The 17,047-nt window shown below is 74.1% G+C and carries 14 protein-coding genes; 9 read left to right on the top strand and 5 right to left on the bottom strand.

The window, feature by feature from the left end; genetic code table 11:
- Positions 1-71: 71 nt before the first annotated feature.
- Both CXR04_RS02140 and idi read left to right on the top strand, forming a co-directional pair.
- The gene (locus tag CXR04_RS02140) at positions 72-1,001 is read left to right on the top strand and encodes a cation diffusion facilitator family transporter (protein WP_101420200.1); all 930 of its coding nucleotides are present in this window, start codon (positions 72-74) and stop codon (positions 999-1,001) included.
- Between the two features lie 107 nt (positions 1,002-1,108).
- On the top strand, positions 1,109-1,669 hold the full coding sequence (gene idi, locus CXR04_RS02145) for an isopentenyl-diphosphate Delta-isomerase (protein WP_101420201.1): 561 nt from the start codon (positions 1,109-1,111) through the stop codon (positions 1,667-1,669).
- Here idi and CXR04_RS02150 read toward each other — a convergent pair.
- Positions 1,602-2,132: an ATP-binding protein gene (locus CXR04_RS02150; protein WP_101420202.1), complete on the bottom strand. Its 531-nt coding sequence runs from the start codon at positions 2,130-2,132 to the stop codon at positions 1,602-1,604. The two genes, idi and CXR04_RS02150, sit on opposite strands and share 68 nt — an antisense overlap.
- 404 nt (positions 2,133-2,536) lie before the next feature.
- Between CXR04_RS02150 and CXR04_RS02155 the strand changes: the two genes are divergently transcribed.
- The 4 genes from CXR04_RS02155 (at position 2,537) to CXR04_RS02170 (ending at position 8,650) form a co-directional block, all read left to right on the top strand.
- Positions 2,537-4,162, top strand: a complete 1,626-nt coding sequence (locus CXR04_RS02155; protein ID WP_101420203.1) for an ABC-F family ATP-binding cassette domain-containing protein — start codon at positions 2,537-2,539, stop codon at positions 4,160-4,162.
- Positions 4,163-4,231: 69 nt separating this feature from the next.
- Positions 4,232-5,026 (top strand): enoyl-CoA hydratase/isomerase family protein, encoded by a 795-nt coding sequence (locus CXR04_RS02160; protein WP_101420204.1) that lies wholly within the window; start codon positions 4,232-4,234, stop codon positions 5,024-5,026.
- A gap of 80 nt (positions 5,027-5,106) precedes the next feature.
- Positions 5,107-5,970, top strand: coding sequence for an SCO6745 family protein (locus CXR04_RS02165; RefSeq protein WP_101420205.1), 864 nt, complete (start codon positions 5,107-5,109; stop codon positions 5,968-5,970).
- Positions 5,971-6,148: 178 nt separating this feature from the next.
- Positions 6,149-8,650 (top strand): Tex family protein, encoded by a 2,502-nt coding sequence (locus tag CXR04_RS02170; protein WP_101420206.1) that lies wholly within the window; start codon positions 6,149-6,151, stop codon positions 8,648-8,650.
- Positions 8,651-8,729: 79 nt separating this feature from the next.
- Here the strand turns inward: CXR04_RS02170 and CXR04_RS02175 are convergent, their stop codons facing one another.
- Positions 8,730-9,431 carry a sulfite exporter TauE/SafE family protein gene (locus tag CXR04_RS02175; protein ID WP_101420207.1) on the bottom strand — a complete coding sequence of 234 codons (702 nt, stop codon included), beginning with the start codon at positions 9,429-9,431 and terminating at the stop codon, positions 8,730-8,732.
- A gap of 17 nt (positions 9,432-9,448) precedes the next feature.
- On the bottom strand, positions 9,449-10,003 hold the full coding sequence (locus tag CXR04_RS02180) for a TrmH family RNA methyltransferase (RefSeq protein ID WP_101420208.1): 555 nt from the start codon (positions 10,001-10,003) through the stop codon (positions 9,449-9,451).
- Between the two features lie 128 nt (positions 10,004-10,131).
- Here CXR04_RS02180 and CXR04_RS02185 point away from each other — a divergent pair, with 128 nt between their 5' ends.
- Positions 10,132-11,085, top strand: coding sequence for an FAD-dependent oxidoreductase (locus CXR04_RS02185; RefSeq protein WP_101420209.1), 954 nt, complete (start codon positions 10,132-10,134; stop codon positions 11,083-11,085).
- Between the two features lie 196 nt (positions 11,086-11,281).
- On the opposite strand, the gene CXR04_RS02190 is transcribed toward CXR04_RS02185, so the two are convergent.
- Positions 11,282-12,610, bottom strand: coding sequence for a M14 family metallopeptidase (locus CXR04_RS02190; RefSeq protein ID WP_101420210.1), 1,329 nt, complete (start codon positions 12,608-12,610; stop codon positions 11,282-11,284).
- A gap of 159 nt (positions 12,611-12,769) precedes the next feature.
- Between CXR04_RS02190 and CXR04_RS02195 the strand changes: the two genes are divergently transcribed.
- Both CXR04_RS02195 and CXR04_RS02200 read left to right on the top strand, forming a co-directional pair.
- A complete protein-coding gene (locus CXR04_RS02195; protein WP_101420211.1) occupies positions 12,770-13,561 on the top strand; it encodes a MerR family transcriptional regulator in 792 nt (263 codons plus the stop codon).
- Positions 13,562-13,751: 190 nt separating this feature from the next.
- Positions 13,752-14,789 carry a peptidoglycan recognition protein family protein gene (locus tag CXR04_RS02200; RefSeq protein ID WP_101420212.1) on the top strand — a complete coding sequence of 346 codons (1,038 nt, stop codon included), beginning with the start codon at positions 13,752-13,754 and terminating at the stop codon, positions 14,787-14,789.
- A gap of 78 nt (positions 14,790-14,867) precedes the next feature.
- On the opposite strand, the gene CXR04_RS02205 is transcribed toward CXR04_RS02200, so the two are convergent.
- Entirely contained in the window at positions 14,868-17,045 is a 2,178-nt protein-coding gene (locus tag CXR04_RS02205) for a 3-hydroxyacyl-CoA dehydrogenase NAD-binding domain-containing protein (protein WP_101420213.1), read from the bottom strand.
- Positions 17,046-17,047: the final 2 nt, after the last annotated feature.

Raw genomic sequence — 17,047 nt, forward strand, 5'->3', positions numbered from 1 at the left:
TAGTTCACTGAGATCGTCGGGCAGGCACGAGGGCCTGTCCGCGACCGCCTGGGAACCGGAGGGCATGCGGCATGGGTGCAGGGCACGACCACTCCCACGGACCGTCCGGCGGCACGGCCTCCGCCGCGCACCGCGGCCGGCTGCGCATCGCCCTGGTCCTCACCCTGTCGGTGCTGGGGCTGCAGGTGGTCGGTGGGGTGATCACGGGCTCGCTGGCGCTCGTCGCGGATGCCGGGCACATGGCGACCGACGTGGTCGGGCTCTCCATGGCGCTGCTGGCGATCCACTTCGCGAACCGGCCGACGAGCGAGCGGCGCACCTTCGGCTTCGCGCGGGCCGAGATCCTGGCGGCGCTGGCCAACTGTCTGCTGCTCTTCGGCGTCGGCGGCTACATCCTCTACCAGGCGGTCATGCGCTTCATGGACCCGCCGGAGATCGAGGGCGGGCTGACCTTCGCCTTCGGTGCCGCGGGCCTGGTGGTCAACCTGATCTCACTGGCCCTGCTGATGCGCGGCCGGCAGGAGAGCCTGAACGTGCGCGGTGCCTTCCTGGAGGTGCTGGCGGACGCGCTGGGCTCGGTCGCGGTGATCATCTCGGCGCTGGTCATCGTCACCACCGGCTGGCAGTACGCGGACCCGGTGGCCTCGCTCGCCATCGGCTCGATGATCATCCCGCGGACGTTCCGGCTGCTGCGCGAGGCGCTGGACGTGCTGCTGGAGGCGGCGCCGAAGGACGTCGACGTCTCCGAGGTACGGACCCACATCCTGGCGCTGCCGGGCGTGGTGGAGCTGCACGATCTGCACGTGTGGACGATCACCTCGGGCATGCCGGTGATATCGGCCCACGTGGTCGTCAAGGAGAACGTGCTGCAGGCGGTGGGTCAGGAGAGGTTGCTGCACGATCTGCAGGGGTGCCTCGGCGATCACTTCGATGTCGCCCACTGTACGTTCCAGATCGAGCCGGTCGGACACGCGGAGCATGAGGCAAATCTCTGTCATTGAGCCGTCACCGGTAAGGCAGACTGAATGAGGTGTCCCGCCGTCCCCGCCCGCCGCGGAGGCCGGGATACCCGTGCACGGACGCCGTAGATCGGACGCAAAGGATGGTCATGCCGGCCGCTACCACCGAAGAGATCATGCTGGAGCTCGTCGACGAGAACGGCACCACGATCGGCACCGCCGAGAAGATGTCCGCGCATCAGGCGCCGGGCCGGCTGCACCGGGCGTTCTCCGTGTTCCTCTTCGACACCGCCGGCCGGATGCTGATCCAGCAGCGGGCGCTCGGCAAGTACCACTCCCCCGGTGTGTGGTCCAACACCTGCTGCGGCCACCCCTTCCCGGGCGAGTCGCCGCTCGCCGCCGCGGCCCGCCGCACCTTCGAGGAGCTGGGGGTCTCACCCGCGCTGCTGGCCGAGGCCGGGACGGTCACGTACCACCACCCGGACCCCGCCTCGGGGCTGGTGGAGCACGAGTACAACCACCTCTTCGCCGGGCTGCTGCGGGCCGAGCCGCGGCCGGCCGCCGACGAGGTCGGCGCGGTCGCCTTCGTCACGCCGGACGAGCTGGCCAAGCGGCACGCCGAGAACCCGTTCTCGGCGTGGTTCATGACGGTGCTCGACGCGGCCAGGCCGGCCATCCGGGAGCTGACGGGGCCATCCTCGGGGTGGTGACGCCGGCGAGCGGGAGGGAGGCCCAGATCACCTTCCCGCCGTCGACGGTGTGCTGCACGTCGCAGGCACCGCCCGCCTCGCTCGTGATCGCCTTGACCAGCAGCAGTCCCCGGCCGCCCGTCTCCTCGTCGTCCGCCTGCAGGGCCTTCGGGCGGTACGGGTGCTGGTCCCGGACGGCGACGCGGACCCAGCCGGCGCCGACCGACAGCTCGACGCCGATCTCCGGGGAGAGCACGCCGGCGTGCCGGACCGCGTTCGTCACCAGCTCCGAGACGATCAGCAGCACGCCCTGCAGCAGGTCGTCGCCGATGGGGACGCGCCGCCGGACGAGGAGGTCGCGTACGGCGTGCCGGGACTGGGGCACGGAGGAGTCGAGCGCCGGGGCGTCGAACTTCCAGGTCCCCTCGTACGCCGCCGGGACCACCTGGCCGGGCTCGGGTCTCAGACTGCCGCCGTCGCTCACCGCCGGCACCTGCTTTCGCCACCACTCACCCTCCGAGTGTTGGCAATCGCCGGAGCCCAACCCCCCGTCGAGCAGAACTTGACTGGCTTTCGTCACCTTCCGACCGGCTGCGCAATGACCGGTCTGGGTTGAGATCGAAATAATCGGTTGCCGATTCCCGTTACACCGTCGTACCTTCACAGTGCCCTGCAGTCGACGATTGGAGAAGGTGTTGCTCGTCTGAGGTCTCTACGGCACCGTGCCCGCGGCATTCCCCGTGTGCGGCACGTGCGACCTCATGGCTCGAGCCACCTTCCTCTCCTGCAGGGCACCCAGCCCCGCTCCCGTTCCACCCGGCTCTCCCAGGTCGCCGTCCGGTGCCGACGCCGCCCCGTCGCACCCCTACGAGCTCACCGGGAGACGCCATGTCATTTCCCTCCACGCCGCGCGCCGCGGCCTCCGTCATCTGCGCCGGGCTCGCCTTCGCCTGGCCCGACGGCACCACCGTCTTCGAGGACTTCGACCTCGCGGTCGGCCCCGGCCGCACCGGGCTGATCGGCCGCAACGGCACGGGCAAGTCCACGCTGCTGCGGCTGATGGCCGGGGAGCTGGCCCCGGCCGCCGGTACGGTCAAGGCCGCGGGCACGGTCGGCTACCTGCCGCAGAACCTCGTCCTGGACACCGCCGCGCGGGTCGACGAGGTGCTGGGCATCGACGGGGTGCGGCGCGCGCTGCACGCCATCGAGTCCGGTGACGTCGCCGAGGAGCACTTCACCGCCGTCGGCGACGACTGGGACGTCGAGGAGCGCGCCCGCGCCACCCTCGACCAGCTCGGCCTGGCGCACGTCGGCCTCGACCGCACCATCGGCGAGGTCTCCGGCGGCGAGTCGGTGCTGCTGCGGCTGGCCGCGCTGCTGATGCGGCGGCCGGACGTGCTGCTGCTGGACGAGCCGACGAACAACCTCGACCTGAAGGCCCGCCGCCGGCTGTACGCGGCCGTGGAGTCGTGGCCGGGCGTGATGGTGATCGTCAGCCACGACCGCGAGTTGCTCGACCGCGTCGACCAGGTCGCCGACCTGCGGGACGGCGAGGTCGCCTGGTACGGCGGCAACTTCACGGCGTACGAGGAGGCGCTGGCCGTCGAGCAGGAGGCCGCCGAGCGCACGGTGCGCTCCGCGGAGGCGGACCTGCGGCGGCAGAAGCGCGAGCTGGCCGACGCGCACGAGAAGCTGAGCAAGCGCAAGCGGTACGCCGACAAGCAGTTCGCGAACAAGCGCGAGCCGAAGATCATCATGAACCTGCGCAAGCGGGAGGCCCAGGTCTCCGCGGGCAAGCACCGCATCATGCACGAGGAGCGGCTGAGGGACGCCAAGGAGCGGCTCGACGAGGCGGAGGCGGCGGTACGGGACGACGACGAGATCCGCGTCGACCTGTCGTACACCGCCGTGCCCGCCGGCCGGGACGTGCTCATGCTGCGCGAGTTGGAGCTGCGCTACGGCGCACGGGTCCCGGCGCTGCAGGTGCGCGGCCCGGAGCGGATCGCGCTGACCGGGCGCAACGGCGCGGGCAAGTCCACGCTGCTGCGCACGATCGCCGGTCAGCTCGCGCCGGTGGCGGGTTCGGCGTCGGTGCACGTGCCGCTGCGCTACCTGCCGCAGCGGCTCGACGTACTGGACGACGCGCTGAGCATCGTCGAGAACGTTGCCCTTCTGGCACCCGCGGCGACCAACCAGGAGATCCGCTCGCGGCTGGCCCGCTTCCTGTTCCGGCAGGGCCGGGCGGACCAGATCGTCGGCACGCTGTCGGGCGGGGAGCGGTTCCGCGCCACGCTGGCGGCGCTGATGCTGGCGGATCCCGCGCCGCAGTTGCTGATGCTGGACGAGCCGACGAACAACCTGGACATGGCGAGCGTCCGGCAGTTGGTGAAGGCGCTGGAGTCGTACGAGGGCGCGCTCGTGGTCGCCAGCCACGACGTGCCGTTCCTGCGCGACATCGGGATCACGCGCTGGCTGACGCTGGACGAGGAGTTGAGCGACATCGAGCCGCTGTAGGCGGTACGCACCCGGGCCCCGCCCGCAGGCGGTCCCGGGTGCGCGGCCGGCCGTGAGAGGCTGCCGGTCATGAGCGAAGGCGAGCTGCGGTGCGGCGTCGGCGGCGGCGGCGTGGCGACCGTGGTCATCAGCAACCCGGCCAAGCGCAACGCGATGACGCCGGACATGTGGCGCGCGCTGCCCGGGCTGCTGGCGGGGCTGGCGGCGGACCGGGCGGTGCGTGCGGTGGTCCTCACCGGTGCCGGCGGCACGTTCTGCGCGGGCGCCGACATCGGCTCGCTGCGGGCCGGCAGCGAGGGCACGCAGGGCCTCGCCGAGGCCGCGGAGGAGGCGCTCGCCGCCTTCCCCAAGCCGACGCTCGCCGCCGTACGCGGGCACTGCGTGGGCGGCGGCTGCCAGCTCGCGGCCGCCTGCGACCTGCGGTTCGCCGCCGAGGACGCGCTGTTCGGGGTCACGCCGGCGAAGCTGGGCATCGTCTACCCTGCCGGTGCGACGCGCCGGCTGGTGCGTCTGGTCGGCCCGGCGACGGCGAAGTACCTGCTGTTCTCCGCCGAGTTGATCGGCGCCGCGCGGGCGCTGCGCACCGGCCTCGCGGACGAGGTGCTGCCCACGGCGGAACTCGGCGCGCGGGTCGCGGAGTTCACCGCGGTGCTCGCGGCGCGCTCGCAGCTCACCCAGGCGGCGGCGAAGGACTTCGCCGACACGGCCGCGGCGTACGGGGACGGGGGCGCGGCCGGCGACGCCGGGGCGGACGCGGCGCGTATCGCGCACTGGGCCCGGCAGGCGCGCGCGGCGGGCGAGACCGCGGAGGGCGTCGCCGCCTTCCTGGAGCGCCGCGAGCCGCGCTTCACCTGGTCCGTCTGACGGCCTCGCGGCCCCCGGGCGTACGAACGGGCGGTCGCGCCCCCTTCTCGCGCTAAGCGTCCGCTCAGTAGCCTGGCGGCATGACGTCACTCCCGCCGCGCGCCGGCCGCCGCTGCCAACAGGTCCTCAACCCGCTGCACTCGGCGATCTACTTCGCGCCGGAGTTCACCGAGGAGTTCGCCGGCATCGGCATCGACGGCTGGCACGCCGCGTACTTCACCGCCCGGTCCGCCGCCATGGGCCGCGTCGGTCCCGGCGTGGTCACCGCCGCCTTCTACAACTACAGCCACCGGCTGGCCGCGCAGCACCTGCCCGCCGCCTGGACGGCCGCCGACCCGGCCACCGTGCTGGCGGCCCGGCTGCGCGTCGCCGACGCCGTGCTGCGGCGGCTGCTGGGCGAGGAGACGATCGCCTCGCCCGAGCTGGCCGAGGCCGCGGAGCTGGCGCAGCGCGCGGCGGCGGGCGGCGGGCGCGCCGGGCGGCCGCTCTACGCCGCCGAGGCGGACCTGCCGGTGCCGGACGCCCCGCACCTGGCCCTCTGGCACGCCGCCACCCAACTGCGCGAGCACCGCGGCGACAGCCATGACGCGGTGCTGGCCCACGCCGGGCTCGACGGGCTGGAGTCCCAGGTGACCCACACGGCCTCCGGTTTCGGCTTCACCCCGGAGTTCGCCCGGTACTCGCGCGGCTGGGAGGCCGAGGAGTGGGCCGCGGCGCAGGACCGGCTGCGGATCCGCGGGCTGCTGGCCGCGGACGGCGAGCTGACCGAGGCGGGCACGGCGCTGCGCAAGGAGCTGGAGGACGAGACGGACCGGGTGGACCTCGGCCCGTACGCGCGGCTGGGCGCCGCGGGCGTGGCGCGGCTGACAGAACTGGCCACCGGCTACACCACCGCCGCACTGGCCGCGGGGGCGATGCCGAAGGACATCTTCGGCAAGGGCTGACGCGCCGGTCCCGGCCGGTCCCGGGCACGTCCCGCGCGCTCGTCCCGGGCCGGACCGGGGCAGGTCGGGCGCGCGTTCGGCGCCCGTACGGCCCTGTTCCGACCCGCCGGGCGACCGGGGCAGGTCCCGCCGGGCGCCCGGCTGTCAGTCGGACCTGCCACAATGCACTCCGCCACAGATGACAGAAAGCGGGGCGGACGTGACGGCGTCGGTATCGATTGAGGCCAGGATCGCCGAGGAGCTCGGCGTACGCGAGCGGCAGATCACGGCGGCGGTGCGGCTGCTCGACGACGGCGCCACAGTGCCGTTCATCGCCCGCTACCGCAAAGAGGCGACGGAGATGCTCGACGACACCCAGTTGCGCACCGCCGAGGAGCGGCTGCGCTATCTGCGGGAGCTGGAGGAGCGGCGGGCGGCGATCCTGGAGTCCGTGCGCGGGCAGGGCAAGCTGACCGAGGAGCTGGAGGCGCAGATCCGCGCCGCCGACTCCAAGGCCCGGCTGGAGGACGTCTATCTGCCGTACAAGCCGAAGCGGCGCACCAAGGCGCAGATCGCCCGCGAGGCCGGTCTGGAGCCGCTGGCCGACGGGCTGCTCGCGGACCCCTCGGTGGCGCCGCTCGCGGCGGCCACCGCGTTCGTGGACGCGGACAAGGGCGTGGCCGACCCGGCCGCGGCCCTGGAGGGCGCGCGGGCCATCCTCACCGAGCGGTTCGGCGAGGACGCCGACCTGATCGGCGAGCTGCGCGAGCGGATGTGGACGCACGGCCGCGCGGCCGCCAAGGTGCGCGAGGGCAAGGAGGAGGCGGGCGCGAAGTTCTCGGACTACTTCGACTTCGCCGAACCGCTGACCGACCTGCCGTCGCACCGGATCCTCGCCCTCTTCCGCGGCGAGAAGGAGGAGGTCCTCGACCTCGCCCTGGAGCCCGACGCGCCCGGCGAAGCGGAGCAGGAGGGCCCGTCGGCGTACGAGCGCGCCATCGCGGCCAGGTTCGGCGTGGAGAACCGGGGCCGGCCAGCCGACCCCTGGCTCGCCGAGACGGTGCGCTGGGCGTGGCGCACGCGCATCCTGGTGCACCTCGGCATCGACCTGCGGCTGCGGCTGCGTACGGCCGCGGAGGACCAGGCGGTGGACGTCTTCGCCGCCAACCTGCGGGACCTGCTGCTGGCCGCCCCGGCGGGGACGCGCCCCACGCTGGGCCTGGACCCCGGGCTGCGTACGGGCGTGAAGGTCGCCGTCGTCGACGCCACCGGCAAGGTCGCCGCCACCGCGACGGTCTACCCGCACGCGCCGGCCCGCAAGTGGGACGAGGCGCTTGCCGTCCTGGCCGAACTGGCGCGCGTGCACGAGGTGGAGCTGGTCGCGATCGGCAACGGCACGGCCTCCCGCGAGACCGACAAGCTGGCCGCCGACCTGATCGCCGCGCAGCCCGAGCTGAAGCTGACGAAGGTGATGGTCTCGGAGGCCGGGGCGTCGGTGTACTCGGCGTCGGCGTTCGCCTCGCAGGAGCTGCCCGAGCTGGACGTGTCGCTGCGCGGCGCGGTGTCCATCGCGCGGCGGCTGCAGGATCCGCTGGCCGAGCTGGTGAAGATCGACCCGAAGTCGATCGGCGTCGGCCAGTACCAGCACGATCTGTCGGAGGCGAAGCTGTCGCGCTCCCTGGACGCGGTCGTGGAGGACTGCGTCAACGGCGTGGGCGTCGACCTCAACACCGCCTCGGCGCCGCTGCTGGCCCGCGTCTCCGGCATCGGCACGGGGCTCGCGGAGAACATCGTGGCGCACCGCGACTCCAACGGTCCTTTCCGCAGCCGCGCGGCGCTGAAGGACGTGCAACGGCTGGGGCCGAAGGCGTTCGAGCAGTGCGCGGGCTTCCTGCGCATCCGCGGTGGCGAGGACCCGCTGGACGCCTCCGGCGTGCACCCCGAGGCGTACCCGGTGGTGCGGCAGATGGTGAAGGCGGGCGGCGCGGAGGTGGCGGCGCTGATCGGCGACACGCGGACGCTGCGGTCGCTGAAGCCGCAGGACTTCACCGACGAGCGGTTCGGGCTGCCGACGGTGACGGACATCCTCAAGGAGCTGGAGAAGCCGGGGCGCGACCCGCGGCCGGCGTTCCGGACGGCGGCGTTCAAGGAGGGCGTGGAGAAGATCGGCGACCTGCAGCAGGGGATGGTGCTGGAGGGCGTGGTGACGAACGTGGCCGCGTTCGGGGCGTTCGTGGACGTGGGCGTGCACCAGGACGGGCTGGTGCACGTGTCGGCGATGTCGAAGACGTTCGTGAAGGACCCGCACGAAGTCGCCAAGCCCGGCGACATCGTGAAGGTGAAGGTGCTGGACGTGGACGTGCCGCGGAAGCGGATCTCGCTGACGCTGCGGCTGGACGACGAGCCGGGCAAGCCGGCGGGCGGCGGCGGCCGGGGCGGCGGGCGCGAGCGCGACCGGCAGGGCCCGCCGCGGCAGCGCGGCGGTGGCCAGGGCGGTGGCGGCCAGGGCGGTGGCGGCCAGGGCGGTGGCGGCCAGGGTGCGGGCGGCGGCCGGCAGCGCGGCGGCGGTGGCAGGCGCCGTGAGGCGCAGCCGGAGAACAGTGAGATGGCGGACGCGCTGCGCCGCGCGGGGCTGCTCGGCGGCGGTGGCCGGAGCGGTGGCGGCGGCGGTGGCGGCAACGGCCGCCGCGGCAAGAGCTGATCGCAGGACGCAGCCGGTCCGGCCCCGCCCACCACGGTGTTGCCGTGGTGGGCGGGGCCGGCGGCCGCTGTAGGCCGGGTCAGAGGCCGAGGAGGCCCTTCGTCAGGGTCGCCGCGCCGCCGGCCAGTCCCAGGATCAGCACGAGCCAGCGCGCGGGCGCCTCGGGCACCCGGTCGCCCAGGGCGCGGCCGATTAGCGCACCGGCGGCGACGGCCGCCGCGCACAGCGCCCAGGCGTCGGCCGACAGGTCGGGCGGGCCCTTCGCGGTGACCGAGAAGATGTTGATGACGACGCCGTAGAAGAGCGCGTTCGGCACGAACTCCCGTACCGTCCAGCCCGCGTTCACGGCGTACAGCGAGACGGCGGGGCCGCCGATGCCGGCGGAGGAGTTCATGAAGCCGCTCACCGCGCCGGCCGTGACCGCACCGCCGGTACCGCGCAGGGACTCGGCACGGGCGCCGGCCATGACGAGCCCGACGGCGCCGCAGACCATCGCGCCCATGCCGGTCAGCAGGACGGGCGCGGGCAGCCGGGACGCGGTGACGGCGCCGATCGGCACCGTGCAGACGGCGGCGGCGAGCAGCGGCACCATGGCGCGGGGTCTGACCTGCCGCCAGACGGTGGCCAGGCCGAACGCGCTGATGGCGCCGGCGGCGCAGTTGGAGAGCCGGACGCCCTCCGCCGGGCCGAGCACCAGCGCGAGCGCGGGCCCCGCGACCAGCGCGAGGCCGATGCCCGCGAGCCGCTGCACGGACGCGCCGAGCACCAGGACTCCGGCCATGAGCAGGACTTCACCGGTCACAGCAGCCCGGCCAGCCGGTAGAGGACGAGGGAGCCGGCCACGGCGACGTTGAGGCTGGCGCCGGTGCCGGCCATGGGTATCTCGACGGCCTCGTCGAGCAGGTCGAGCGCGTCCGGCGGGATGCCGTGCTGCTCGTGGCCGAGCACCATCACGGTGGCCCGGCGGGCGGCCGGGAGGTCGGCCAGGCGCACGGCCTCGTCGGCGAGTTCGACGCCGAGGACGCCCTTGCCCGCGGCACGCTGCCGCTCCAGCCAGCGCAGCGGGTCGCCGGTCCAGTGCACGCAGACGGGGCGGCGCAGCGTGTTGCCGCGGGCCAGCGCCTCGGGCACCCAGGGGAAGCGGGGCACGACGAGGCAGGCGCCGACGGCGTCACAGGTGCGCAGGAGCGTACCGAGGTTGGCGCCGTGGAGCGGCCAGAGCGGGGCGGCGTAGAGGTGGTCCCAGCAGGAGTGGGCGCGGGGGCGGCGGCTGCGCTTCAACTCGCGGGGGGTACGGGTGCGGATGGCCGGCGCGTCGCTGCCGGGCCCGCCGGCCCCCGGGCGGGCGCTCATCGGCGCGGGGCGCGCGCCCCCCGATCGCTTGTAGTACTCACGTAATTCGACATGCGAACAGAGTAGCGATCACCCTCGGCTGTCCACCACCCCGCGCCTGCTCCCGGCAGGTGCGGCAGACTGCCGGGATGGATTCCGAAGTCATCGTGCTCGGCAGCGGCATCATCGGCCTGACCACCGCGGTCGTCCTCGCAGAAGGCGGGCGGCCGGTCACGGTGTGGGCGCGGGAGCCGGCGGAGGAGACGACGTCGGCGATCGCGGGCGGGCTGTGGTGGCCGTACCGGATCGAGCCCGAACACCGGGTCGCGGACTGGTCGGTGCGGTCGTTCGACGTGTACGCGCAGCAGGCGGAGCACGCCGCGGTGACGGGCGTGCGGATGCGGGAGGGGGTGCAGCTCGGCGCCGAACTCGCCGGCCTCGGACCGTGGCGCCGCGCCCTGCGCGACGTACGGGCCGCCGACTCCGCGGAGCTGCGCGCGGAGTACGCCACGGGCGTGCGCGCGACGGTGCCGATCGTGGACACCGGCACGCACCTGGCCCACCTGCGCGACCGGCTGGCCGCGGCCGGCGGCCGGATCGAACGGCGCGCCGCCGGCTCGCTCGACGAACCCGGGCGCGCGGCCCCGTACGTCGTCAACTGCACCGGCCTCGGCGCCCGCGAGCTGGTGCCGGACCCCGAGGTGCGCCCGGTGCAGGGCCAGCTCGTCGTCGTGGAGAACCCGGGCGTCGAGGAGTGGCTGGTGTCGGCGTACAAGGACGCGACGGCCACGCTGTACGCGCTCCCGCAGCCGTACGGGCTGGTGCTCGGCGGCACGGCCGTCGAGGACGCCTGGGGTACCGAGCCGGATCCGGCGGTGGCCGCGGGCATCGTGGCGCGCTGCGCGGCGATCGTCCCCGAAGTCGCCGGCGCCCGGGTCCTCGGCCACCGCGTCGGACTGCGCCCGGCCCGGCCTGCCGTGCGGCTGGAGGCGGAGCGGCTGCCGGGCGGGGCGCTGTGCGTCCACAACTACGGGCACGGCGGCGCCGGGGTGACGGTGGCGTGGGGCTGCGCCGAGGAGGCCGCGGAACTCCTGGAGGCGTAGGGCCAGTACGGGAAAGCACATCCCCGCCCATCCGCGCCTCGATCCCCGCACACCCGCCCAAGGGTAGACGGGCCCACCGACAAGCCGAGCCGCCGTGCCTACAGCCCGGCCGCTGCCCTGCGGACGGCCCTCGTGCGCGCCTACGCGCCGGGGCCGCCGCGCCCCGCCGGCGGGCGGCCGGCCGCCGCCGCCCCGCTCAGCGGCAGCGTTCGAGCGGCCTGCCGTCCGTCAGCTCGTACACCGACCGCTGGTCCAGCAGCAGCGGCACCAGTGCGCGCAGCGGCTGCCGCAGCTTCACCAGCGCGCCGCCGTCCGGCCGTTCGCGGACCTCGATGCCGTGCAGCGCCAGCTCGTCCCCCACCGCGTCGTACTGCGCGGCGTCGAGTTCGTAGCCGCAGGGCGGGTCGCCGATGATCTGGCCGGGCGCGGGCGGCTCGTTGTCGGCGCCGCCGAGGTAGACGGGGCCGGTGTCGGCGAGGCCGCGGGCGCGGGCCGCCGCGGTGGCGGTGGCCAGCCGGCCGCGGTGGTCCGCGGCGAAGGTGAACGTCGCGTCGAGTGCGGTGAGCTGGGAGGTCACCCGGCGGCGGTGGTTGGCGGCGGGGTTGCCGCGCTCGTCGTCGGTGAGCGCCGTGATGCGGGTCTCGACCAGCAGCCCGGCCGCGTGCTTGAGGCCCGCGGTGTTGCGCAGGATGCGCTCCTGGCCGTCGCCGGCGACCTGGCGGATCGGCTCGCCGGTCTGCGGGTCGGTCCAGATGCCGTAGATGCCGCTGCTGTAGCCGGCTTCCTCGACGCCCGCGCGGACGTGGTCCTCGGTCAGGTGGCGGGCCTCGCGGTGGACGCCTTCGTGGGTGTTGAGGTTGCGCGGCCAGAGCGCGAGCACGTCCTTGACGTAGTACGGCTCGGTGGCGTCGAACTCGTGCAGGTCGTGGACGACATCGGGGCGGTAGTCGCGGATGACGGCGGCCATGGCGCGGCCTTCCGCGGTCTCCAGGGCGACGTGGTCGCGGTTGACGTCGACGCCGTCGGCGTTGCCGCGGGTGTCGGCGGCGCGGCCGTCGGGGTTGGCGCTGGGGACGACGAGGACGGAGTTGCGGGCCAGGAAGCGGCGGGTCCCGGCGTCCTTGGCGTAGGCGAGGTCGCGCAGGGTGGTCAGGCACGCCTCGCGGCCGGCCGGTTCGTCGCCGTGCTGGCTGCAGATGAGCAGGACGACGCTGCCGCGGGCGGCCTCGGCCGGCGTGGGCGGGCGGGGGGCGCCGATGCGGACGAGGTTCAGGGGGCGGCCCTGCTCGGTGGTGCCGATGCCGTCGACGGCCACGCGCCTGCTGTCCTCGGCGACGGTGGCGAGGAACTCCGCCTCCTCCTGCTCGCTGGTCCAGCGGGCGCCGTCGCTCTCCTCGAAGCCGGTACGCGGCGGGTTGGCGGCCTCGGCGGGCGGGCCGGTGAGCGGCGCCAGCACGACGGCCGCGGCGCAGGCCGCGAGGGTGGCCGTGCGGAGCACGGTGAGACGGGGGGCGCGTATGCGCATGAGCGGTCTCCCGGAGGCGGAGCGCGACGAGGGTGGCCAGAAGATAGCGGAGGGTGACCCGCCGCAGAAGCCTCCGCGCACGAACTCTCCGCGGCCGTCCGGCATCCGGGGGGTGCACGGTCTTTCACACGACCGGTGAGACAGCAATATTGTTGGACCATGACCCAGGAGACGGAGGCGGCCGGGCTGACCGTGGACGAGCTGGCCGCACGCGCGGGCGTCACCGTGCGCACGGTCCGCTTCTACTCCACCCGCGGGCTGCTGCCCCCGCCGGTCATCGGCCCGCGGCGGGTGGGGCGCTACGGCCCCGAGCATCTGTCCCGGCTCGCGCTCATCGAGGAGTTGCAGCACCAGGGGCTGACGCTGGCGGCGATCGAGCGGTACGTGCAGCAGTTGCCGCCCGGGCTGAGCGCCGAGGACCACGCGCTGCACCGCGCGCTGGTGGCCACCTGGGTGCCGGACGCGGAGACCGAGGTGAGCCGGGCGGAGCTGGAGCGGCGCGCGGGGCGGTCGCTGACCGACGACGACGTGGCGCGGCTGGCGGCGATGGGGGTGCTGGAGCGTACGCCGCCCGGGCCCGGTGCGTACGACGCCGCGGCCGGTGCGTACGAAACGGGATCCGGCGCGGGCGGCGGGGGCGACACCTTCCGGGTCGACCCGGTGGTCCTCCACCTCGGCGTACGGCTCCTGGACGTGCCCATCCGGCTGGAGACCGTGCTGGCCGCCCGGGACGTGGTGCAGGAGCACTCCCGCGCGGTGGCCCGTGAGCTGACCCGGCTCTTCCACGACGAGGTGTGGGAGCCGTTCGGCGAGGCGGACCCCGACCCGGAGCAGGTCGAGACGATGAAGTCGCTGTCCGCGCACATGCAGCCGATGGTGGTGCAGGCGCTCGTGACCGCCTTCCAGCGGTCGATGAAGGCGGAGCTGCGGGCGTCCTTCCCGGCGGAGTGACACCCTCAGCCACGGCCTCCCCCGCGGAGTGACCTTGCGCACGTACACCCGTGACGGGTGATGTCCGACCGGCGTTCTTTGCGCAACGACCTGTGCGAAGTCCGCGGCCGCTCTTGCCCGGGCCCGATGGTGTTGTCATGCTCATCCGCGTCGCAGTCGCAAACCGCCGTCCGCGCCGAGGAGTTGCAGCATGAGCGCACGCCCCCGACGGGGACGCCGCTGGGCCTTCCCCGTACTCGCCGTCCTGCTCACCGCCGGAGGGCTCACCGTCCCCGGCGCCCTCGCCAGCCCGGAAGCGGAGCCGGAAGGCGACCGCTTCAGCCTCGTCGGCGTCTCCTGGCCGGCCGGCGGCCGCGCGCTCGACGGCACGCCGCAGGTACGCACCCGGGACGCCGGCACCGGGCGGTGGACGGCGTGGCGCTCGCTGGAGGCCCAGCCCCGGCTGGCCGACCCCGGCGCGGACGCGCCGTCGCGGGCCGCCACCGCGCCGCTGTGGGTGGGCGACTCCGACGCCGCCCAGGGCCGGCTGCTCCGCGGCGACGGCGAGACGGCGCCGCTGCCGGGCCGCGCCCGGCTGGAGCTGGTCGACCCCGCCGAAGGGCCCGGGGTGCCCGCGGAGCCCGCGTACACCACGACCGCGACCCGGCCGGCGATCATCTCGCGCAAGCAGTGGGGCGCCAACGAGTCCTGGCGCGACGGCCCGCCCGAGTACGGCACCAACACCAGGGCGTTCATCGTCCACCACACGGTGGACAGCAACGGCTACGCCTGCTCGGAGGCCCCGTCGATCATCCGCGCGATCTACCGCTACCACACCCGCACCAACGGCTGGAACGACATCGGCTACAACTTCCTCGTGGACAAGTGCGGCCGCGTCTACGAGGGCCGCCGCGGCGGCGTCACCAAGCCGGTGACCGGCGCGCACACCCTCGGCTTCAACAAGAACACCAGCGGCGCCGCGGTCATCGGCTCGTACGGCTCGGCGTCCGTCCCCGCGAAGGTCACCAACGCGCTGGCCAGGCTCTCCAAGTGGCGCCTCGACGTCGCAGGTCACACCCGTACCGGCAAGGTCAGGCTGACCGCGGGGAAGTCCAACGGCAAGTACGGCAAGGGCGACTCGACCACCGTCTACCGCGTCACGTCCCACCGCAGGCTCTACCCGACCGCCTGCCCCGGCGCGAAGCTCTACGCCAGGATCGGCACGATCCGCACCATGCGCGTCGGCTGACCACGGCCCCGCCCCGGCACGCCCCCCGGCTCCGCCGTGGCCCCCCGCCGGCACCGGCGCGGCGGGGGCCCGGCCGACTCAGACGGCGTCCATGAACGGCTCGCCCCGCTCGGCCTTCGACAGCAGCAGCGCGGGCGGCTCGAAACGCTCGCCGTACGCCGCCGCCAGCTCCCGCGCCCGCGCCGCGAAGCCGGCCAGCCCGCCCTCGTAGCCGTTGATGTACTGCAGCACGCCGCCGGTCCAGGCGGGGAAGCCGATACCGAAGACCGAGCCGATGTTCGCGTCCGCGACGGACGTCAGCACGCCCTCCTCGACCAGCCGCACGGTGTCCAGCGCCTCCGCGAACAGCATCCGCTCCTGGAGGTCGCGCAGCGCAGGCGGCTCCTGGTCCGGCTTGGTGAAGTGCTCCCGCAGCCCCGGCCACAGCCGGGTCCGCTTGCCGTCCTCGTAGTCGTAGAAGCCCGCTCCCCCGGCCCGCCCGGTGCGGCCGAACTCGTCGACCATACGGTCGATGACCGCCTCCGCCGGGTGCACGGGGTAGCTGCCGCCGGCGGCCTCGACGGCCGCCCGCGTCTCGTTGCGGATCTTCCGCGGCAGCGTGAGGGTCAGCTCGTCCAGCAGGGACAACACCTTGGCCGGGTAGCCGGCCTGGGCGGCGGCCTGCTCGACGGTCGCGGGCTCGATCCCCTCGCCGACCATGGCGACGCCCTCGTTGATGAAGTGGGCGATCACCCGGGAGGTGAAGAAGCCGCGCGAGTCGTTCACGACAATCGGGGTCTTGGCGAGCTGCCGTACGAGGTCGAAGGCGCGGGCCAGCGCCTCCCCGCCGGTGCGCTCCCCCTTGATGATCTCGACCAGCGGCATCTTGTCGACGGGCGAGAAGAAGTGGAGCCCGACGAAGTCCTTCGGGCGGGCGACGCCTTCGGCGAGCAGCGTGATGGGCAGGGTGGAGGTGTTGGAGCAGAGCAGCGCGTCGGGCGCGACGACGTCCTGGATCTCCTGGAACACCTTGTGCTTGAGCGCGGGGTCCTCGAAGACCGCCTCGATCACGGCGTCGCAGCCGGCCAGCTCCGCCGGGTCCGCGGCCGGGGTGATGCGGGCCAGCAGTTCGTCCCGCTTCTCCTGCGTCGTCCGGCCCTTGGCGAGCTGCTTGTCGAGCAGCCCCGCGGAGTACGCCTTGCCCTTCTCGGCCGCCTCGACGGACACGTCCTTGAGCACCACCTCGATGCCGGCGCGCGCGCAGGCGTAGGCGATGCCCGCGCCCATCATCCCGGCGCCCAGCACGGCGACCTTCGCCACGCGCCGCTCGGGGACGCCGGCCGGACGGGAGCGGCCGGCGTTGACGGCCTGGAGGTCGAAGAAGAACGCCTGGATCATGTTCTTGGCGGTCTGCCCGACGGCCAGGTCGACGAAGTAGCGGGCCTCGATGACCTGGGCGGTCTCGAAGTCGACCTGGGAGCCCTCGACGGCCGCCGCCATGATGTTGCGCGGGGCGGGGAACGGGGCGCCGCCGAGCTGCTTCCGCAGGTTGGCGGGGAACGCGGGGAGGTTGGCCGCGAACTTCGGGTTCTTGGGCGTGCCGCCGGGGATCCGGTAGCCGGGCTCGTCCCAGGGCTGCCGGGATTCCGGGTGGGCGTCGACGAACGCGCGGGCGGCGGCGCGCAGTTCCTCCTCGGTCCCGACGACCTCGTGCACGAGCCCGTTCTCCAGCGCCCGCCGCGGCCGGTACTGGGTGCCCTGGAGCAGCACCTTCAGCAGCGCGTCGGTGATGCCCATCAGCCGTACGGTACGGGTGACGCCGCCGCCCGCGGGCAGCAGGCCGAGGGTGACCTCGGGCAGCCCGATCTTCGAGCCGGGCGCGTCCAGGGCGACGCGGTGGTGGCAGGCGAGCGCGATCTCGTAGCCGCCGCCCAGCGCCGCGCCGTTGAGTGCCGCGACGACGGGCTTGCCGAGCGTCTCGATGCGGCGCAGCGCGTGCTTGACGGCCATGCCGGCGTCGAACGCCTCGCGCGCGTGCTCGCGGTCGATGCGGATGAGGTCGTGCAGGTCGCCGCCGGCGAAGAAGGTCTTCTTCGCGGAGGCGAAGACGACGCCGCGCACGCCGTCGCGCTCGGCCTCCAGCCGGTCGGCGACGGCGGTGAGCGACTGGATGAAGTCCGCGTTCATGGTGTTGGCGGACTGGTTCGGGTCGTCCAGGACGAGGGTGACGACACCGGTGTCGTCCTGCTCCCAGCGGATCGTGTTCGTGTGGCTCATGG

This window comes from Streptomyces sp. CMB-StM0423 (genome assembly GCF_002847285.1).
Lineage (GTDB): Bacteria > Actinomycetota > Actinomycetes > Streptomycetales > Streptomycetaceae > Streptomyces.

Coding starts and splice junctions, on each gene's coding strand:
- CXR04_RS02160 (WP_101420204.1), top strand. CDS start 4,232: ATGAGCGAAGGCGAGCTGCGGTGCGGCGTCGGCGGCGGCGGCGTGGCG.
- CXR04_RS02200 (WP_101420212.1), top strand. CDS start 13,752: ATGAGCGCACGCCCCCGACGGGGACGCCGCTGGGCCTTCCCCGTACTC.
- CXR04_RS02205 (WP_101420213.1), bottom strand. CDS start 17,045: ATGAGCCACACGAACACGATCCGCTGGGAGCAGGACGACACCGGTGTC.
- CXR04_RS02170 (WP_101420206.1), top strand. CDS start 6,149: ATGACAGAAAGCGGGGCGGACGTGACGGCGTCGGTATCGATTGAGGCC.
- CXR04_RS02185 (WP_101420209.1), top strand. CDS start 10,132: ATGGATTCCGAAGTCATCGTGCTCGGCAGCGGCATCATCGGCCTGACC.
- CXR04_RS02140 (WP_101420200.1), top strand. CDS start 72: ATGGGTGCAGGGCACGACCACTCCCACGGACCGTCCGGCGGCACGGCC.
- CXR04_RS02190 (WP_101420210.1), bottom strand. CDS start 12,610: ATGCGCATACGCGCCCCCCGTCTCACCGTGCTCCGCACGGCCACCCTC.
- CXR04_RS02195 (WP_101420211.1), top strand. CDS start 12,770: ATGACCCAGGAGACGGAGGCGGCCGGGCTGACCGTGGACGAGCTGGCC.
- CXR04_RS02175 (WP_101420207.1), bottom strand. CDS start 9,431: ATGGCCGGAGTCCTGGTGCTCGGCGCGTCCGTGCAGCGGCTCGCGGGC.
- CXR04_RS02155 (WP_101420203.1), top strand. CDS start 2,537: ATGTCATTTCCCTCCACGCCGCGCGCCGCGGCCTCCGTCATCTGCGCC.
- CXR04_RS02180 (WP_101420208.1), bottom strand. CDS start 10,003: ATGAGCGCCCGCCCGGGGGCCGGCGGGCCCGGCAGCGACGCGCCGGCC.
- CXR04_RS02165 (WP_101420205.1), top strand. CDS start 5,107: ATGACGTCACTCCCGCCGCGCGCCGGCCGCCGCTGCCAACAGGTCCTC.
- idi (WP_101420201.1), top strand. CDS start 1,109: ATGCCGGCCGCTACCACCGAAGAGATCATGCTGGAGCTCGTCGACGAG.